General features: G+C 58.3%; 14 protein-coding genes. 3 read left to right on the forward strand and 11 right to left on the reverse strand.

What is annotated here, in order from left to right; all coding sequences use genetic code 11:
* Positions 1-136: 136 nt before the first annotated feature.
* The 4 genes from DFO56_RS03245 to DFO56_RS03260 all read right to left on the reverse strand — a co-directional run bounded on the left by DFO56_RS03245 (position 137) and on the right by DFO56_RS03260 (position 7,334).
* Entirely contained in the window at positions 137-1,798 is a 1,662-nt protein-coding gene (locus DFO56_RS03245) for a ShlB/FhaC/HecB family hemolysin secretion/activation protein (protein ID WP_045508914.1), read from the reverse strand.
* Positions 1,799-1,898: 100 nt separating this feature from the next.
* On the reverse strand, positions 1,899-6,086 hold the full coding sequence (locus DFO56_RS03250) for an S-layer family protein (RefSeq protein WP_045508911.1): 4,188 nt from the start codon (positions 6,084-6,086) through the stop codon (positions 1,899-1,901).
* 278 nt (positions 6,087-6,364) lie between these two features.
* Entirely contained in the window at positions 6,365-7,135 is a 771-nt protein-coding gene (locus DFO56_RS03255; RefSeq protein ID WP_020456971.1) for a hypothetical protein, read from the reverse strand.
* A 1-nt stretch (position 7,136) separates the two neighbouring features.
* Positions 7,137-7,334: a hypothetical protein gene (locus DFO56_RS03260; protein WP_020456970.1), complete on the reverse strand. Its 198-nt coding sequence runs from the start codon at positions 7,332-7,334 to the stop codon at positions 7,137-7,139.
* A gap of 183 nt (positions 7,335-7,517) precedes the next feature.
* Here DFO56_RS03260 and leuA point away from each other — a divergent pair, with 183 nt between their 5' ends.
* Positions 7,518-9,188, forward strand: a complete 1,671-nt coding sequence (gene leuA / locus DFO56_RS03265; protein WP_045508908.1) for a 2-isopropylmalate synthase — start codon at positions 7,518-7,520, stop codon at positions 9,186-9,188.
* On the opposite strand, the gene DFO56_RS03270 is transcribed toward leuA, so the two are convergent.
* The 7 genes from DFO56_RS03270 to DFO56_RS03300 form a co-directional block, all read right to left on the reverse strand.
* Entirely contained in the window at positions 9,178-9,939 is a 762-nt protein-coding gene (locus DFO56_RS03270) for a helix-turn-helix domain-containing protein (protein ID WP_045508906.1), read from the reverse strand. The two genes, leuA and DFO56_RS03270, sit on opposite strands and share 11 nt — an antisense overlap.
* Positions 9,940-10,001: 62 nt before the next feature.
* On the reverse strand, positions 10,002-10,748 hold the full coding sequence (locus DFO56_RS03275) for an IucA/IucC family C-terminal-domain containing protein (RefSeq protein ID WP_045508904.1): 747 nt from the start codon (positions 10,746-10,748) through the stop codon (positions 10,002-10,004).
* The gene (locus DFO56_RS03280) at positions 10,735-11,529 is read right to left on the reverse strand and encodes an ABC transporter ATP-binding protein (RefSeq protein WP_045508902.1); all 795 of its coding nucleotides are present in this window, start codon (positions 11,527-11,529) and stop codon (positions 10,735-10,737) included. The genes DFO56_RS03275 and DFO56_RS03280 overlap by 14 nt, the downstream gene beginning before the upstream one ends.
* 15 nt (positions 11,530-11,544) lie before the next feature.
* Complete coding sequence (locus tag DFO56_RS03285) at positions 11,545-12,576, reverse strand: iron ABC transporter permease (protein ID WP_045508900.1); 1,032 nt, start codon at positions 12,574-12,576, stop codon at positions 11,545-11,547.
* Entirely contained in the window at positions 12,566-13,552 is a 987-nt protein-coding gene (locus DFO56_RS03290; RefSeq protein ID WP_045508898.1) for an iron ABC transporter permease, read from the reverse strand. The genes DFO56_RS03285 and DFO56_RS03290 overlap by 11 nt, the downstream gene beginning before the upstream one ends.
* Entirely contained in the window at positions 13,549-14,457 is a 909-nt protein-coding gene (locus tag DFO56_RS03295; protein WP_045508894.1) for an ABC transporter substrate-binding protein, read from the reverse strand. Before DFO56_RS03295 ends, DFO56_RS03290 begins: the two co-directional genes overlap by 4 nt.
* Positions 14,458-14,493: 36 nt before the next feature.
* Complete coding sequence (locus DFO56_RS03300) at positions 14,494-16,590, reverse strand: TonB-dependent receptor (protein WP_370447790.1); 2,097 nt, start codon at positions 16,588-16,590, stop codon at positions 14,494-14,496.
* 286 nt (positions 16,591-16,876) lie between these two features.
* On the opposite strand from DFO56_RS03300, the gene DFO56_RS03305 reads away from it, so the two are divergent.
* The gene (locus DFO56_RS03305; protein WP_045508883.1) at positions 16,877-17,296 is read left to right on the forward strand and encodes a DUF2231 domain-containing protein; all 420 of its coding nucleotides are present in this window, start codon (positions 16,877-16,879) and stop codon (positions 17,294-17,296) included.
* Positions 17,297-17,307: 11 nt separating this feature from the next.
* Positions 17,308-18,606 (forward strand): sorbosone dehydrogenase family protein, encoded by a 1,299-nt coding sequence (locus tag DFO56_RS03310; RefSeq protein WP_045508881.1) that lies wholly within the window; start codon positions 17,308-17,310, stop codon positions 18,604-18,606.
* The last annotated feature ends 24 nt before the right edge of the window (positions 18,607-18,630 follow it).

Raw genomic sequence — 18,630 nt, forward strand, 5'->3', positions numbered from 1 at the left:
GGACGTTTGTTATGGCAAAACATCATGTGCCCGACAACGGGATAAAGCAACGGCTATCCCTTGAGCGGGATCGCGCATATGTTTAGCGGAGAGATAGAAACCCGCACACCGGACGGTGCGCGGGAAAGTGCGAGGTTTAGAAGAAGGTCAGCAGGCTGAGGTTAAAGCGGTTGTCCTGCGATTCGCCGCTTTGATTGCCGCGCGCGTACTCCAGCGTTAGCAAGGCGCTGTTCGGGCTCGCGGCCTGGCTGGCGCTCAGGCGCAAACCGGCACCATACGCGCTACCATGCACCTCTTTTTTCTCCAGCGCCGTCGGTTTTGCCTGGCTTACCGAACCCAGCGAACCGAAGACGTATGGCATTACCGCGCTGCCAAAGTCGGGTGCCCAGGAGAACGCACCCAGCGGCTGCGGTAAGCCAACTTCAGCACGCGCGGCCAGAGCGCTATCGCCGCTGACCGTGCCGGAATCAAACGCCGACAGCCAGCTGCTGCCGCCAAGTGAAGCCTGCTCAGAAGACGGCAGGGCCTGGTCAAACGAGGTTTGCGCCAGGCCAGAAAGGGAGAGTTGTACTTTGCCATCCACCAGCGGCTGGCTGTAGTTCATGGTCAGCTCCAGTTTCTGGAAATCGGGATCGGCACCGTTTCGGCTCATCGGCAGATCGATGGTGCCGTGGCGTGCGCCCAGGCCGTCGATACCAAAAGAGGCCGTCAGGCTGGAGGCGAAACGCGCGTCAAAATCGGTGGTGTAATCCATCGACTGTGCCACGCGTATAATGCGCAGACGATCCTCGGTAAACGGCACGTCGGTGTTATTGAACTGCAAGTGCTGCGTTTCGTTTTGCACATCCAGCGACAGCAAAGTCGAGGTGTTAAAATCACGCGCACGCACCCAGTGGTAACCCAGGCGTGTCGACAGGCGCTGGAAATGATCGCGCGAGGTCAGCCCGCTGTCGGTTTTCGGTTTGGTGCGGCTGTCCACCCCTTCGACGTTCATCCACAAACCATCTGTGCCAAGCGGTACAACCACGCCGAGCGCCCACTGGCGGTTACGTGGCTGCGTATCCGTAAACGGGTTATCGCCGCGCGGGTAACCGTTCAGGCGCGCGTATACCTGCTCGCCAAAACCCGTCAGGTTATTAAGCTGCCCGCCAAGCCCGAGTGAGTATTTACCCAGTTCGTCAGAAAGGCCGTTATCAAAGGTGACCAGCCCGGCAAGCGGATCGTAGCGGCCATCAACAATCAGCATCGTTGAGCCCGGTTTGCTGCCCGGTTTGAGGGTCGATTTCAACATCACGCCCGGCGTGTCACCCGCCAGCAGCAAACGCCGCTCGAGCGCTTTACGGGTTAAATGTTTCTCGCCCACCAGCGGTTGCAACAGGCTTTCCACCCGGCGGCGCGCGGTGTCCGGCAGCGCGGAGGCATCCACTTTTTCCACGTAACCGTCGGTTACCACCACATGCAGCGGCGCACCATCTTTGATTTGTTGCGGCGGCAGGCTAACGCGCGCCAGCAAGTAACCCGCTTTGATATAGGCGGTTTCCAGTTCCTGCGCGGCGGCAAACAAATTCGCGGCAGAGACGCGGCGACCTTTGACGCGCGATTCAATGCGCGCAGTTTCGCTCGCTAACTGCGGAAAACCGCCTTCAACCAGCAGACCGGCTGGCGTGACAAACAGTTTTTCCGCGCCGTTCGGCGCAGTAAGGCCGGTGGTGGCAGGCAGCGTAATGCCGCCGCCGGTGTGCTGCTGAACCGGCGCATAAGAGGGTTGTACCAGTTGACCGGCGCTGGGCGCCGCCATCGCGGCTCCTGCGTGTAAGCTCGCGGCGATACTCAGGCTCAGCAATGTCGGTGCTAAAAGTGAAGAGTGTGAAAATAAACGCATGAGTTATCTCTTATTTTTACTTGCCGGAGCAGGAAAGGGCCAAATCGGCGCCCATGGAACAAACCGCACCCGCCAGGCGAGGATCCGCCGTGGCGATAACCGTGTTATCCGCGCTACCAGCGCTGCTGGCATCATGGGTCACCAGCATCGTGTTACCGGTTAACTGACGCGTCACATCCTGCGCAAAGACACGGTTGCCAATGGTGGCGGCTAACGGCGTCGCTACCGGTGTTGATGTCGGAGTCGGGGTTGGCGTCGGGGTTGGCGTGCCCGGCTGGTCATTTACCACAAGCGTACCGTCGATATAGTTGATGGTGTAATTACCCAGCCCGTTACCGGTGGCATTGGCGGCAATCACCGCGTAGCTGCCCGCAATGGCGGTGCTGTCTGCGCCGTCACTGGTGACATCCACGTGCGCGATAGCATCGCTGTTCAGCAGGCCGCTGGCGCTATAGCCCAGTTGCGCGGTACTTCCAACCGTTTTGCTGCCGCTATTCGCGGTGATGGTCAGTGCAGCAGGTGTCACGTTCAGCGTGCCGTTGTAGCTAATAACGTAGTTGGACAAACCGCTGCCGGTTGCACCGCTACCATTGATGCCATAGCTGCCAACATTAGCCGTCGCCGCTGCACCTGCGCTGCTCAGCGCCACGCCGGTCACCGTGTCGCCATTGAGCAGGCCGAGCACGCTGTAATCGCTCAGGCTGATAAGGTCGCCGTAGGTTTTGCTGGCGTTGCCGGCGTTGATCACCAGTTGTGCCGGCGTCACGTTCAGCGAGCCTGCACCGTAGCTGATGGTGTAATTCGACAAGCCGTTGCCGTTCGCATTGCTGGCGTTGATGGCATAACTGCCCACGCCTGCGGTGATGGCGGCCCCTGCGCTGTTAAGGGCGACATTCGTTACCGTATCGCTGTTTAACAAACCCACAATGCTGTAGCCACTTAGGTTCGCCGCATCGCCATAAACCTTGCTGGCGTTCGCGGCGGTGATGGTCAGTGTCGCGGGTGTGACGGTCAGGTTGCCGTTGCGATAGACAACGTTGTAGTTGCCAAGCCCGGTGCCTGTCACGTTGCTGCCCACAATGCTGTAGCTGCCAACGTTAGCTGTGGTGGCAAAGCCCAGGCTGGTATAGGTCAAGCCGTTCACGGAGTCGCCATTGACCAGGCCTTGCGCGGAGTAATTCACACTTCCCGGGAACTGACCATACGCTTTGCTGGCGTTAGCCACGTTAATGGTCAGCGTAGCTGGCGTCACCGTGGCGCCAACGCCCACAATGCTGGCTGGCTGCCCGTTGGGTTTAAGCGCGCTGACACCGGTGGTGTCCAGTGCATAGCTGCCGACGTTATCGGTGCTCCTAAGCCCGTTTGTCAGGCTGCCGCTGATAGCGTTCCAGAACCCGGCGCCGTAGTAAGTTGTAATCGGGTTCGTACCGTAGATAGCAGTTTGCGCCACGCCAACAATACCGGACACGCCGAACAGCGCTGGTGTAGCGGAACCGGTGGCCGGTGCCCAGACTTTATTATCCAGCCCGATAAAATTCGCGCTGTTGTTCATTTGCGCGGTGGTTAAACCGGTGATCGCTTCCGTACCGTTGGCACCGCGCCCGATGCCTGCCGCGACGTTATCGCTATTCCAGTAGAGATTACTCTGCATTCCGCTACCGCTTTTGGAACCCACCACCCCGCCAATCGCGCTGGGTGTGGAGGTCACGTTGATGGTATTGGTTGCAATGCTATTGCTGATCGTTCCGGTGTTACTGCCTGCCAGTCCGCCTGCCTGCGCGTTCAAACCGGCGTTAATCACGCCGGAGGAGTAGACATTGTTGATACTGCCGGCGTTATTACCGGTCAGCCCGCCGACATAACCAATCGCACCGCCCATCCCGCTGCCGGTAACGCTACCGGAAACGTAGCTTGCGCTAATCGTGCCGCCCGCCATGTTGTAGCCGGTCAGACCGCCGACATACTGCAAGCCGTTGCCGCTGGTGCCGGAGAGATTCAGGGAGCCGTCGAAATAACTTTGCGTAATGTTTTTGCTGTTCTGCCCGACCAGACCGCCCCAGTAAGACCAGTTAGAGCTGTTCGTCGCGCTAATTGACGCCCCGGAACGGCTGTAGGAGATCTGCCCGGCGTTGTTACCCACCAGCCCGCCCATGTAGGCTGTGGCATCGGACGAGCGGGTCAATGAGCCAAGCACCGTAGAATAGGCGATAGTGCCGGTGTTGTAGGCTGCCAGCAGTCCGGCGTAGAACGGCGATGTCGAAGACGCGGTGAGCTGCGCCGAGTTCAGCCCCATGTTGCGGATGGTGCCGGTGTTATAGCCAAACAAGCCAACATAGGTATCCGCACTGTTAATGGTCAGGCTGGAGATGGTGTGCCCAAGCCCCGTGAAGATGCCGCTAAACGGCGCACTGGACGAGACGCCAACCAGTGAAGAGGTATATGTGTTGCCAATAGCAAGAATGTTTTGCGCCAGCGCGTATTTGCCGCCAAGCCCGGTGCTGTCAATGGCATCGAGATCCGCCATCGTGCGGATCAACGTGTAATTCTGCCCACCAATGGTCAGTGAGGCATTCGCGCCAGGTATTGTTATCTGTTTGCCGGAGAGCAGCGTGTAATCTTTGCCGATGCCATAGTTCAGCGCCAGGCCCGCATTCGCTCCCGTCGCCGAGATATTACCGTTAAGAATGATGTTGCCAGCCGCCGCCAGCGTTAAGGTGGTGTCGGTCGTCCAGCCAAGGTTCGTGGCAAGCGTGATGTCGCCATTCTGGCTGCCGGTCGAGCCGGTGGAGACCGTGACGTTGGCGGTCGAGAGCGCGTTTTGTAACGTGGTCACGTTAATAACACTATCATCCGCGCTGGCGCTAAAACCGGAGCCACTATCCGCCGCCGAGGAGATGACCACGTTATGCGGATCGAGCAGCAGATTGCCGAATTTGCCGCTTTGCGCAGAGAGATCGGTGCTGCCGGTATAGGCCAGTTTGGCTTTGCCGGAGACTTCCGCTTCGCCGCCTTTGCCGGTGCCCGCGCCGCGTGCGCTGATTTTACCGCTGAAGGTTGTCTGGTTATCCGACCACACCACCACATCGCCGCCATTCCCCTGGACTGTCGCATCAGCGGTGATACGGCTGGCGCTGTCAATGTGTGTATCCGTGGCGCGTTGCGTGCTGCCTTTGCCCTGACGCTCGCCGCCAATGTTAATGTTACCGCCGCCGGTTTTGCCGGAAGCGTCCACTTTCGCCCCCGCCAGTGCAATGTTATCGCCGGTGACAGTGATTTTCCCGCCTGCGCCGTCGCCCGATTTCGCGCTCAGCGCGCCGGAAAGCACCACATTGCCGCCTTCACCGCCGCTAATGACGATGGAGCCGTTCTGGCCGCTAACGCTGTCGGCTTCGACCACGCCGCTCAGGTTGATGGCGTTACGCGCCGCATTGCGCGCCGTGGCGGCTGTCATCACCACCGAGCCGCCCTGTGCCGACACCGTGCCGCTATTTTGGATCAGCGCCTCTTTCATGCCGGAATTAGCCGGTACAGCGACCTGCAGGAAGCCATCGCCGGAGAGATCCAGGGTGGCAGATTCGCCCGCGCCCAGCCCCACTTTGCCGACCGGGACGTTGATTAAGCCGTCGTTTTTGACATTGCCGCCAATCAATGCGGCATAGCCGCCGCGACCAACGCTTATCACGCCTGCGTTGCTCACTTCAGCCGATGAACCGTTGCCGGTGAAGACGCGCTTCCCTTTGAGGAAGTCTTCATCTTTGATGTCCAGCGTCGAAGCAACAAAGCCGCCGCCGGTTTTCACCGTGCCACCCGGTGTAATGGCGATACCGTTCGGGTTCACCAGGTAGACCTGACCATTAGCCGTTATCGAACCGGCGATGGTGGATTTTGTTGTGCCAGTGACGCGGTTAAGAATGGCGGAAGAGCTGCTCGGCTGAACGAAATCGACCGAATTGCCCTTGCCGACGGAGAAACTGTTCCAGTTAACGATCGCCGTGCCGGAGTGCTGGTTCACCGTGACGGCGGAACCATTTTGCCCAATGGAGACCTGCCCCGCCGCGACATTCGCACCGGTGGGCAACTCGCCCGCCAGCGCCGGTGCGGCGCAAAGGGCACTGACAAACAGCGCGATAAAACGTTTTGTAAAAACCGGTGGCGTGTTACTGCCCTGGTGCTGAGTTGAAGAACGGCAAAACGATGATGTCATGAGCATCATTCCTGTGATGGCAAGAAGAGTAATGGGGTGTTTACTCGCAAGCTGCTCTTTGCAGAGCAACATTACATCCCTTGCTGATAAACAGGTCTGAACTGTCGCTATCGCAGAATTATGTAAATGCGCCGTAACAATAAGGTTATCGTCACCTTAAGATAAATCTTTATCATTTCGGACATATCTCGTTGCATCTTTTCACAAATAAAAATAAGCGATTGATTAGCTGAATGTTCTGCCGGGTAGCAATGTGCTGACCCGGCCAGCCGGAGTGGTCAATGCTGGGGCGTTACGCGGTTGATGCCCATCGCCATCACCTGTGCCGGGTCGAACAGCGACAAACTTTCCACCTGCGAGAGCAGCAACACTTTGCGAAAATCGAGCGCCGAGCGTGGTTCTGAAGCAAGGTCGATACCATGCTCGTCATACCAGGCGCTGTAGTTATGCTCGACGTGCAGATCGAGGGTGTTTTCATCGCGATAGCCGCTAAGCATGGGGATCAACACAATGTTGTTCGCATCGCCGCTATCAAAGGTGGCCGTGTGGATCATGCCAATGTAAATGCGTTGTGACTTGAGGGTGATCCACGCCAGATCGCCCTTCTCCATACACTGATAAATCAGCCCTTCCACGCCGTTAGCGCGCGAGAGGTGTTTATACAACTCGCGCCGACCGTTGCTGTCGAGCCTGGCGCTACCGGACCAGTTCGAGCGCCACAGGCAAAACAGCACCGCAAACGCGAGCATAATCACCACCGGCGCCTGGATGCCTAAAAAGCTCCAGTTCATAAAGCTCATATGCAGGTGGTGCTGCTCCGGGCCAAACACCGCTGGCCACGCGTTCATCACCGTAGAGGTGATCAACAGACACAGCCACAGTAGCCCCGTCGCCAGAATCCCCTGTAACACGAAGACGCAGCCATACAGCGCCACGAGGAAATAAACATCCCAGCCGAAGCTGCGTTTGAATTTAAAACGGGTGGAGAGATCGTGCGAGGTATACCAGTAGCCACAAACCATTAACACCATAAAGATAGCGGTTCCCATGCTACGCCCTCTTCAACGTGTCGACGTGGCGTTTGAAATCTTCCTGCACGCGCTGGCAATGAATATTCACCGAGGTATTACCATCAGCATCAACCACAATGCGTTCGCCATCTTCAATGGCATCCTGAATATCGTTGTGACTCATCACCTGTAACAATCGGTCCGGGCTTGCGAATAATGAATACAGCATTTTTTTCATTTCGTACCTCCGCAGCCAAGTATAGAAACCCTGCCGCGCGTATGGCGTTTTTCATCCGGATTCTTACTGCCGCACGGCTTTTCGCTCAGGTTGTCACTTTTAGGCAACAGGTTGTCCGTTACGCGGGGGCGACGAATAGTCGCGGCGTGGAAACTGACACCACACCCTGCGGAGACCCAAAAAATGTTAACGACCCCTGCTGAAAAATATCAACGCCACATGCCCGTAACGCTGCGCGATCGCCGCTGGCCGGATAACACGCTGACCCGCGCCCCGCGCTGGCTTTCGACCGATTTACGCGACGGCAACCAGGCGCTCGCCGAGCCCATGGACGCCGCGCGGAAACTGAAATTCTGGGAATTGCTGCTGGACTGCGGTTTTAAAGAGATTGAAGTCGCTTTCCCGTCCGCGTCGCAAACGGATTTCAATTTCGTGCGCCAGTTGATTGAGGAACACCGTATTCCGGACGATGTGACCATACAGGTGTTAACCCAGGCGCGGGAAGATTTGATTACCCGCACGTTCGCCGCGCTGCAGGGCGCGAAGCGCGCCACCGTGCATCTGTATAACGCCACCGCCCCGGTGTTCCGTGAGCAGGTTTTTCGCCAGAGCCGCGAGGAGATCGTCGCGCTGGCGGTAAACGCCGCGCGGCAAATTCGCGACCTTTGTGAAAGCGCGCCAGAAACCGAGTGGATTTTCCAGTACTCGCCGGAAACCTTCTGCTTTACCGAAGCGGAGTTTGCACTGGCGATTTGCGAAGCGGTGGCCGATGTCTGGGAACCGGGCGCGACACGACCAATGATCGTTAACCTGCCCGCCACGGTGGAAGTGAGCACGCCAAATGTCTATGCCGACCAGATTGAGCATTTTTGCCGCCACTTCTCGCGCCGCGAGCAGGTGTGCATCAGCGTGCATACCCATAATGATCGCGGCACCGGGATTGCCAGTGCGGAACTGGCGCTGCTCGCCGGTGCGGAGCGCGTGGAAGGTTGCCTGTTTGGCAACGGTGAGCGTACCGGCAATGCCGACCTGGTGACGCTGGCGCTGAATCTTTATACCCAGGGCATCGCGCCGGAGCTGGATTTTAGCCAGATGAAAAAGGTGGTTGAGATCGTCGAAGAGTGCAACCAGTTGCCGGTAGCGCCGCGTCATCCCTATGCCGGAGAACTGGTGTTCACGGCCTTTTCCGGCTCTCACCAGGATGCAATAAAAAAAGGCTTTGCCGCGCGGCAAAACACCCCGCATGCCTTCTGGGAAGTGCCCTATTTGCCGCTCGATCCGGCTGATATTGGCTGTAGTTATGAAGCGGTTATCCGCGTCAATAGCCAGTCAGGCAAGAGCGGTGCGGCATGGCTGCTGGAGCAGAACCACGGCCTGAATTTGCCGCGCAAACTTCAGCAGGAATTCAGCCAGCATGTGCAAAACGCGGCGGATGCGAACGGAAAAGAGATGTCGCAAATGGCTATCTGGAACCTGTTTCGCCAGACTTACGGGCTGGTGGAACATCCGCCACTGCAACTGATTGAATATGTCTGCACCAACCAGCCAGGGCAGCGCACCACGTTACAGGCGGAGATCCTTTGCCACGACAAAAAACTCAAACTCGACGCCAGCGGCAACGGCTTTCTTTCCGCCGCCATCACCGCCCTGTGCCGCAGCTTGCAGGTGGAGATCAACATTGAGAGCTACCACGAGCATACGCTCGGCAAGCACAGCGACAGCCGCTCGGTCGCCTATGTCTGCTGTGAGGATAAACACGGCGCGCGCGCCTGGGGTGTCAGTATCGATAGCGACATTACCCGTGCCTCGTTGCAAGCGGTGTTAAATGCCGCTCAGCCGTTCATTACGAAGTAAAGTAATCGCCGGGCGGCACGCCCATTACCCGGCGAAACATGGCGCTGAAGGCGCTGGGGTTGGCGTAGCCGCACTCCAGCGCCACCTGCGTGACCGGCTTACCCTGCGCCAGCCGGGTTAACGCGGCCAGCAAACGCGCCCGCCGTAACCATTCGCTGAACTGTAAACCGGTCTGCTGGTAGAAATGGCGCGACAAGGTGCGCCCGCTCATGTTGACCTGGCGGGCAGCGTTTTCCAGCGTCCACTCACCCGCCGGATCGCGCCGCACCGCGTCACAAAGCTGCCTTAACCGCGCGGAAGTGGGTTCCGGCAGGCAAAACGGCAGCGTATTCATCAGGCGGATTTCATCCAGAATCAGTTCGTAAATGCGCTCCGCACGGCTGCCAGCCTGATACGCCTGTGGCAATTCCAGCGCGTTCAGAATCAGCGCGCGCAGCAAATCACTGACCCGCACCACCTGGCAGACCACCGGTAAATCGGCCCGCGCCAGCGGTTCGACAAACACGCCGCGCGCCTGCACTTCCCCGTCAATACGCAGCGCATGAGAAACCTGCGCCGGGATCCACACGCCACGCCCTGGCGGCACAATCCACATGCCCTGCTGCGTTTCCACGCGGATCACGCCACTCAGGGTGTGGATCAGCTGCTCGCACGGGTGAGTGTGCCAGTGCTCATGCTCCCCGTGCCGGTAATCATGGGCGTAGGGGATCACTGCACGTTGGGAAAAATCGAGGGCGAATGTCTGTTTCACGGCGCGACCGTTGTTATGTTGCAGGGTGACATTACCTTAATCACCGCCGCGCTCGCTGTCATTTATTTCTCCCGGCACAGCGGGCAGTTGTGGCAATATTCCACCGGCGTTGAGGCTTTGTAATAAAAACAGCAGGTGCGGCGAAAACGCACCATCTTGCCCGCTGCGTTCTTTTGCGCAGGCCGGCGAAAGCGCCTGAGCGGATTCCAGGGCGCAGCAAACAGATCGGGTGTGGCGGCGTCCAGCAGCCAGGCGAAATCCGCCTGCTGGCGCTGCGTCTGCTGCGCGTTCAGCCCCTCCATTCGCCCCTGGTAGAGCGAGTAAACGCGCACGGCGGTGTTTTCCCACAAAATAGCTTCCGGCAGGCCGCTTACCCGCGCCAGGCTCTGCCACAACGGCGATAAATAGTCGCGAAACAACGCGCCAACCACCGTTTCGCGCCATGCGTCGCGCTGGCCGGAAAGGTAATGCGTTACGTCAACATCCACCGACAGCGACGAGCTCCACAGCCCATTGTCGTGCGCGTACTCCACCCGGCTGGCGTAAAGGCTTAACGGCAAGCCTTTATCAAACACGCTCATTGCGTACAGCACATTGCCGGTCGCGAGGAATGCCAGCCGTTTGGCGAGCAGCGACGCGGCAATCGCCAGATCGGGCGCGCCAATCAGCGGCATCACCCGCGCTAACAGCGCGCGACAGCTTTGTGCATCCAGCAGCGCCTGTGCCGGTACGCTGCGCGCATCGGCTTGCGAGCGCGAACGCAGACGGAAAGTGTGTTGCAGGTACGAACGCTCTTCAACCGTCAGCATCGGACGCTCCCGGAAAAGGAATGCACAACGGTGTGTGGAAGAAAGGATCGTCAATGATGCGACAGCGCAGATTAAACACCTCGTTGACCAGCGTTTCGGTCATTATCTGCTGCGGCGCGCCCTCGGCATAAACCCGCCCGTCATGGACGGCGACGAGGTGATCGGCATAACGGCAGGCGAGGTTGAGATCGTGCAGCACCATCACAATGGTTTTGCCCTGCTGCCGGTTGAGCTGGCGCAACAGTTCAAGGATCTCAATCTGGTGCGCCAGATCGAGATAGGTGGTCGGTTCATCCAGCAAGAGTGTCTCCGTGGCCTGCGCCAGCGTCATGGCAATCCACACGCGCTGGCGCTGCCCGCCGGATAACGCATCCACCGGGCGATGCTGCAATGCGTCGGTTGCGGTCAGGCGCAGCGCGGCATTCACCTGCAGCTCATCCTCTTGCGACCACTGGCGCAGCCAGTTCTGATACGGAAAACGCCCCAGACTCACCAGTTGACGCACCGTGATACCTTCCGGCGCGACAGGCGTTTGCGGCAAAATGGCCAGCTTGCGGGCAATTTCCGCCGTATTGCTGGCGTGAATGTCCAGGCCATCGAGAATAACGGTGCCGGAATGCGGCGTCAGCAAGCGCGCCATGGCTTTAAGCAGTGTGCTTTTGCCGCAGCCGTTGCTGCCAATCAGCACCGAGACTTTCGCGCCAGGCAGGGTTAAATCCAGCGCGTTAATCACCTGCCGCTGTTGATAGCTGACGCTCAGTTTTTGCGTTGAGAGAGACACATTTTCCCCATCAGATTACGTCCGCTGCCGAATCAGCAGCCACAAAAAGAACGGCGCACCGGCCAGCGCCACAAAAATCCCTGCCGGTAAATCAGCAGGCCGGAATAGCGTTCTGGCGAACAGGTCAGCGATAACCACCATACTGCCCGCGCTACAGACGGTGACAAACGCCTGGCCGAAAAAGCCATTGCGCACCACAAGCCTTGCCAGGTGCGGCGCAATCAGCCCGACAAACGCCATCGCCCCCACCTGCGCAATCGCCCCGCCGGAGAGCACCACACAACTTAGCAGTAACAGCACCCGCAGCGGCTGCACCCGTACGCCAAGGCCGGTGGCCAGCGCATCGTCCAGTTGCAGGGTTTTCAGATAGCGCGCCAGAAACAGCAGCACCGGCAACGCCCACACATACACCGCCAGCAGGCGCAGCACTTTGTCCCATGTAGCGGCATACACGCTGCCGCTCAACCATACCCAGGCGGAAAAGGTGGTGGTCAGCGGGCTGAAGACCAGCACCAGCGTCACTACCGCGCCCGCCAGGGCTGAAACGCCAACGCCGGTGAGGATCAGCCGCAAGGGTGTCAAACCGCTGCGCCACGACAGCAGAAAGATCAGCCCGACGGCGCAGGCCGCGCCGCCCATCGCCGCGTACGGCAAGGGTGCGCTGCCATATTGCAGGCTGAAAAAGGAGAGCCACAACAATGCCCCGGCACTCGCCCCGGCGGTCACGCCGAGCGTATCCGGCGAAGCTAACGGGTTACGCACCAGCGTTTGCAGGATCACCCCGGCAAGCCCCAGCCCGCCACCTGCCAACATCGCCAGCGCCACGCGCGGCAGACGCAACTGGTGCAGAATAAAGCTGTGCGCGCTGGCATCCGGCTGCACCAGCAACCGAAGCGTTTGCGCCAGCGAGATCACCACATCGCCAGTGTTCAGTGCCACCAGCGCGATCAGCAAAGTCATCGCCGTACAGCCGAGTAATAGCGGCAGTAAACGCCGGGAGTAGTGGCGGGAAAACGGCCCGCAGCGCAAAAGCTGACTATCCGACATGGTTCCCCCTGCGTTGCGCCAGCAGGATAAAAAACGGCGCGCCCATCAGTGCGGTCATCACCCCGACCGGCAGCTCCTGAGGCAAAATAACCACCCGCGCGGCGATGTCGGCGGCCAGTAGCAGTAACGCGCCGAGCAGCGCGCAAGCCGGAAGCGTATAGCGCAGGTCGCTGCCAAATAACTGGCGCGCCATATGCGGCACCATCAGGCCGACAAAACCGACATTTCCCGCCAGCGCCACGGCGCAACCCGCCAGCCCCACTACCAGTATGCTCGCCAGCAGACGCACCAGCGCGATATTCAGCCCCAGCCCACGGGCAATCTCTTCTCCGGCGTTGAGCACGTTCATCTGCCCGGCGAAAAAGCAGGCGGCCACCACCAGCAGCGCACCGGGGAGCAGCATCGGGTAGACGAGCTGTACGTCATTGCCCGCAAGGCTACCGGCCAGCCAGAACAACATGGTGTCGAGACTTTCCTGATCGATAACAAGAATGGCCTGGGTAAAGGCATTGCACAGCGCGGTGATCGCCACCCCCGCCAGTACCAGCCGCAGTGGATTAAGCTGCCCGTTGCTGACTTTACTGGTAAACCACACCAGCGTGCCGGTGGCGCAGGCACCGCTAAACGCCAGTAACAGCGTGATCCACGGGTCGCCGATGGCAAAAAAACTGCCCGCCAGCACAATTAACAGCGCCGCGCCCGCATTGACACCAAACAACCCCGGCGAGGCCAGCGGATTGCGGGTCAAGGCCTGCATCAACGCCCCCGCCACGGCGAGAAACGCACCAACGCCAACAGCCAGCACTGTGCGCGGCAGGCGCGAGGTGCGAATAATAATATCCACCGCGCTGGTGGGATCGGCATGCAGCAGCGCCTGCGTCAGTTGGCTGAGTGAATAAAACCGCACGCCGGTCATCATGCTGAGCAACATCAGCATTACCAGTAGCAGGCCGCCGAGCAGAAAACGCCCGCTCATACGCGCCCCCGGTTGAGTGCCTGTTCGACATCACGGAGGATCTGGTTGGCGCCAAGAATGCCGCCGGATAAGCTCCACGGCACGCTATCCACTTCCCACAGTTGCCGCGTTTTCACCGCGCGCAGTTGCTGCCACAGCGGGTGCGCGGTGAGGGCGTGGTACTGTCGCGTGATGGCCGGGCTGTTGGCCCGCAGCAAAATAAAAAACAGATCGGCATCCAGCAGCGGGATATTTTCCATGCTGGAAAAGCGCAACGACGCGCTGTGCGCCTGCATGGCCTGCGCATTCCAGGCAAATCCCACTTCGGACATCACCGAACCGGGAAAGCTGTTCGCCACATAGCTGCGAATGTGATCGGGTCGCACTTCAATTACCGACACCTGCGGCGCACGCTGCCCGGCAAAACGTTGTTGCAGCAGGCTGCGCAGCGTGGCGATACGCGCATCCCAGCGCTCAAGGAGTTGTGCGGCGGAGCTGGTCAGGGCCATTTTTTGCGCCACCACCGTCAGCGTTTTTTTGAATTCAAAGACATCGTCGAGCAGCGTAACAGGTGCGATTTTCGCCATCAGCGGCGCGACATCCTGATGGCGAAAGCGGGAAGCGAAAATGATATCGGGTTTCAGCAGCGCGATTTTTTCCAGCGCAGGCTGCGTCTCCAGCCCCAGTTGCGGCACGCCGGAAAGCTGCGGGCGCAAATAGCGATACACCGGTTTTTCCGCCCAGGATTCAACAATGCCGCAGGGCGTAACGCCCAGCGCGGCCAGGCTGTCGGTGGCCCCCTGAAACAGAGAAACCGCGCGCGGTACGCCGGGTTTGGCAAACAGCAATGGTGAGACACTGCACAACAGTAGCGCCTGTAAGCTGCGTCGGCGCGAAAGAGAGAAAGCGAGTTCGTTTTTCATCATCCACTCAAACCGCCCCGCTAACCGGGGCGGTGACACTCAAAAATCGAGACTGTAGCCCAGCGTCGCGGTGCGACCCCGACCGGCGAAATAGCGATCCGGATCGACAGACGCGCTTTGCGAATAGTAGGTGATGTACTGTTTATTCAGCAGGTTAGAAACCCCAAGGCTCATCTGCCCGTACGGCAGCTTGTAGCCGACCGCCGCATCCACCAGCGCATAACCGGAAAAGTCTTTTTCCGCATCGTCGAATGTCTTGCTGAGCGCCCAGTTGGCTTGCAGGAAGGTGCTCAGTTGCGCATTCCAGTTTGCCGACCAGCTGGCGATGATGCGATCCGGGGCGATATTTAAGCCATCGAGTTTCGCATCCAGGCTGCCGTTGTCATCGCTGTCATACCGGCCGCGCATGTGTGACCACGACAAGGTTAACTTGTGATCGGCATTCGGGCTGTAACCGGCGCTCACTTCCACACCGTCAATCTCGGTCTTTTCGCGACGGGCGACAAACGCATCGTTGACCAGCTCAACGCGGCTGCCGAGCTTCGAGGTGGACTGGTAGTAACTGGCTTCGAAATCAAACGGCGCGTGTTGTACGCGAAAACCGATTTCGCTGTTTTTGGTGACAATCGGTTTCAGACCGTTGTAGTCATCCAGTTTGATGCCCGGCGTGTCGATGCCGCGCAGCACGCGTCCGACATCCGGCACGGTAAACCCTTCGCTGTAGCTGGCAAACAGGCTTAACGGTTCAACCGGTGTCCAGACCACACCGGCGTTATACAGCGTCTGGTCGAACGATGGCGTGCCCCCTTCTACCGTCACGCGGTCGTTGGCCCACACGGTTTGATAACTGTCGATATTCAGCCGGGCATATTCATAGCGAACACCGCCGCTTAATTTCACCGATTCAACCGGCGTGTATTCCAGTTGCAGGAACGGAGACAGATCGGTGTAGTTAATTTCCGGAACGTAGGTGCGCCCGGTAGCCCATAAATCCTGTTTCGAGTTATCAAACAGGGTATCGAAACCCACCGTCGCTTTAATGCGGTCATCCCAGAGATCGTCTTTGGTGAGCGCGATTTTGCTGCCGTACTTATCGGTATACGCACGGCTCTGATCGTACAACGTGCCGAGGGGAGCAATAGCCGGATCCTGGAACGACGAGGAATTGGTCGCGCCGAACAGTGCTTCATAGCGCTGATAATAGGCCAGCGCCGTCAGCTTCATGTCTGCCAGATTGTAGTTATCGTAGGTGGCTCCCACCGTCCACACATCGTTATGCGGTGCGCTGCCCGGCGGGTTACCTTTTTTCGATGTGGTTACTTCACCGTCATCGCGATCGCCTCGCACGCTGACATAGTTATCTTTGTTTTTCAGGCGGTAACGGTTAAGGCTCAACTGTACGCGCTGATCGTTATCCAGCCAGTAACCCACTTTCGCCAGCAGATCCCAGGCGCGGGAGTCCATCAAATCGCCCTGCGTGTTATCCACGCCAATCGCGTGGTTATTGGCGTCTTTGAACAACCCCTGATCTTCGTAGCTCAGGGCGAACAGGTAATCGATGTACTCTTCGCTGCCGTTGATGCTGTAGTTGGTTTTATAGGAAAGCGTATCGCGGTTAAATTCCGCGGTGGGCGTGGTGGTTTCCACGCTGACATGCTGGTTGACGGTGCCCGGTTTCGCGCGTTTGGTGATGATGTTGATCACCCCGCCCGTCGCACCGACGCCGTTGCTGGCGTTCGCCCCTTTGATTACCTCAATGCGCTCGATCATCGAGGCGTCGATAGTATGCATTTCGCGTCCGGTCGGGCGCAGCGGGTTTGATTGTGGGATCCCGTCAATCATCACCAGCGGTGTGCGCCCGCGCAGCGTTTCGCCGCTGCCGGACATTTTCTGCCGTGACGGTGAAAACGACGGCAGCAGGTTGCTGAGGATCTGCGAGGTATCGGAGGTAATTTGCCGCTGCTGGGCAATCTCTTTTTCGCTGATGACTTTGATGACCTGCGGGGAATCATTACGCGAACCGTCGGTGCGGGTGGCGGTCACAATCAGTTCATCATCACTGTTTTTCGCATCCTGCGCATAAAGTGGCGAGGCGAAAAGCAGAGCCATCGCGCCGTACAAAGGGGAAATTCTCATCTAAACAACCCTCAATTTTTATTATTCCCCACCGTTTGCGGGGATCATTCCGTAACAAAATCAAATGACAACAATAAGAAACATTTTGATACCGATTATCATTATCGATAAAAGAATGTAAAGTGAATATTTTCCAGGCGAAATTGAGGGCCGCCTGAAGAGCGAGACGTGAATGGAATAAACGCAACACATAAGCAAAATTAATTAAATTTTGTGTAAGCGGTCTACCCTTTAACAAGCAGATCCTGTGGCTTATCCCGCTTGTTTCCACCAAAAGGAACGACCAATGCAAACACTCTCCGGGCCATCGCGCGCGACGCTTGCGCTTTACGAACTTTTTAATCCGCTGCCTACCGGCTTTTTTGTGGCGGCGTGGATCTTCGATATTCTGTACCTCAAAACCTTTCAAATTATGTGGACCGACGCGGCAAGCTGGCTTATCGCCATCGGTCTGTTGATTGCCATCCTTCCGCGCCTAATCAGCCTTGTGCAGGTTTGGGTAACGCAGCGCCATAGCGTTACTAACGCGGAAAAAATCCATTTCTGGCTCTGGCTGCTGGCGATTGTGCTGGCGATTTTTAACGCCTTTGTGCACAGCCGGGATGCTTACGCGGTGGTGCCGCTTGGCGTGATCCTCTCAACGGCGGTAGTGATTTTGCTGCTGATTGCCCATCTTCAACTCGCCCTGCGCATGCGTGTCCAGTAAGGAAACAAACCATGAATATACCTAATCGCTTACTGACCGTTGCCGCGCTCACCGCCCTGCTCACCGCCTGCGATCAGGGGGCAAACATAGACCCGATGAAGCAAGTTGGCCCAGAACCAGAGTTGCCAAAAGCGCAGAATTTCCTGTTGCCGCCGATGCAGGTGCCGGAAGGCGTGGCGTGGAAAGCGGGAGAAACGCCAACAGTTCCGCAGGGGTTAAAAATCGAAAAAATAGCGGATGGCCTGCTGCACCCACGCCAGCTGTACGTTTTACCGAATAACGACATCCTGGTCGCCGAAGCCAATGCCCCGGCAAAACCGACCACGCGCCCAAAACAGCTGATTATGGGTCTGGTGCAAAAAGCCTCCGGCAAAGGCGGCCCCGGCGGTAACCGCATCACGTTGTTGCGTAACGCTGGAGGCACATGGCAAAAGCACACGTTTATTGAAAACCTGCACTCACCGTTTGGCATGCAGTTGATAGGAAATACCTTGTGGGTCGCCAATGCCGACAGTCTGGTGAAATTCCCGTATCAACAAGGAGAAACCACCCTCAGCGCGCCGGGAGAAACCGTCACCGAACTGCCCGGCGGACCGATTAACCACCACTGGACAAAATCCCTGCTCGCCAGCCCCGACGGCAGCAAACTCTATGTAGGCGTGGGTTCCAACAGCAATATCACCGAAAACGGTATCGGCGCGGAATATCGCCGCGCAGCGGTGCTGGAAGTGGATGCCGCCACCGGCGCGAGCCGGATCTATGCCAGCGGGCTGCGTAACCCGACCGGGCTGCAATGGGAGCCAGAAAGCGGTGCGTTATGGGCGATCGTCAACGAACGCGACGAAATTGGCTCCGATCTGGTGCCGGACTACATGACATCGGTAAAAGAGAAGGGTTTCTACGGCTGGCCATATAGCTACTTTGGGCAGCACGTGGATGAGCGCGTCAAACCACCGCGCCCGGACTTAGTGGCGCAGGCCATCAAACCGGATTACGCGCTTAGCTCGCATGTCGCACCGCTCGGGTTCTTGTTCTATACCGGCGACAATATGCCGCAATATCGCGGCGGCGCGTTTATCAGCGAGCACGGAAGCTGGAACCGGAAGCCGCTCAATGGCTACCAGGTGGTGTGGGTGAAATTTGCCAACGGCAAACCGGTTGGACAACCGCAGCCGGTGGTGACCGGTTTTCTTACCGATGATCAGAAACAGGTGCGCGGGCTACCGGTCGGGCTGGCGATGGATAAACAAGGCGGCGTGCTGATTGCCGACGATGCCGGTAACGCCATCTGGCGAATCAGCGCGCGCTAATCTTGTCGCTGCCTGTTCCCTGCT

This window comes from Kosakonia sp. AG348 (assembly GCF_003337365.1).
Lineage (GTDB): Bacteria > Pseudomonadota > Gammaproteobacteria > Enterobacterales > Enterobacteriaceae > Kosakonia.

Bases quoted from the DNA above. Each gene is read 5' to 3' on its own strand.
- DFO56_RS03245 (WP_045508914.1), bottom strand. From the start codon at position 1,798: ATGGCGGCGCCCAGCGCCGGTCAACTGGTACAACCCTCTTATGCGCCG.
- DFO56_RS03250 (WP_045508911.1), bottom strand. From the start codon at position 6,086: ATGACATCATCGTTTTGCCGTTCTTCAACTCAGCACCAGGGCAGTAAC.
- DFO56_RS03255 (WP_020456971.1), bottom strand. From the start codon at position 7,135: ATGGGAACCGCTATCTTTATGGTGTTAATGGTTTGTGGCTACTGGTAT.
- DFO56_RS03260 (WP_020456970.1), bottom strand. From the start codon at position 7,334: ATGAAAAAAATGCTGTATTCATTATTCGCAAGCCCGGACCGATTGTTA.
- leuA (WP_045508908.1), top strand. From the start codon at position 7,518: ATGTTAACGACCCCTGCTGAAAAATATCAACGCCACATGCCCGTAACG.
- DFO56_RS03275 (WP_045508904.1), bottom strand. From the start codon at position 10,748: ATGCTGACGGTTGAAGAGCGTTCGTACCTGCAACACACTTTCCGTCTG.
- DFO56_RS03285 (WP_045508900.1), bottom strand. From the start codon at position 12,576: ATGTCGGATAGTCAGCTTTTGCGCTGCGGGCCGTTTTCCCGCCACTAC.
- DFO56_RS03290 (WP_045508898.1), bottom strand. From the start codon at position 13,552: ATGAGCGGGCGTTTTCTGCTCGGCGGCCTGCTACTGGTAATGCTGATG.
- DFO56_RS03295 (WP_045508894.1), bottom strand. From the start codon at position 14,457: ATGATGAAAAACGAACTCGCTTTCTCTCTTTCGCGCCGACGCAGCTTA.
- DFO56_RS03300 (WP_370447790.1), bottom strand. From the start codon at position 16,590: ATGAGAATTTCCCCTTTGTACGGCGCGATGGCTCTGCTTTTCGCCTCG.
- DFO56_RS03305 (WP_045508883.1), top strand. From the start codon at position 16,877: ATGCAAACACTCTCCGGGCCATCGCGCGCGACGCTTGCGCTTTACGAA.
- DFO56_RS03310 (WP_045508881.1), top strand. From the start codon at position 17,308: ATGAATATACCTAATCGCTTACTGACCGTTGCCGCGCTCACCGCCCTG.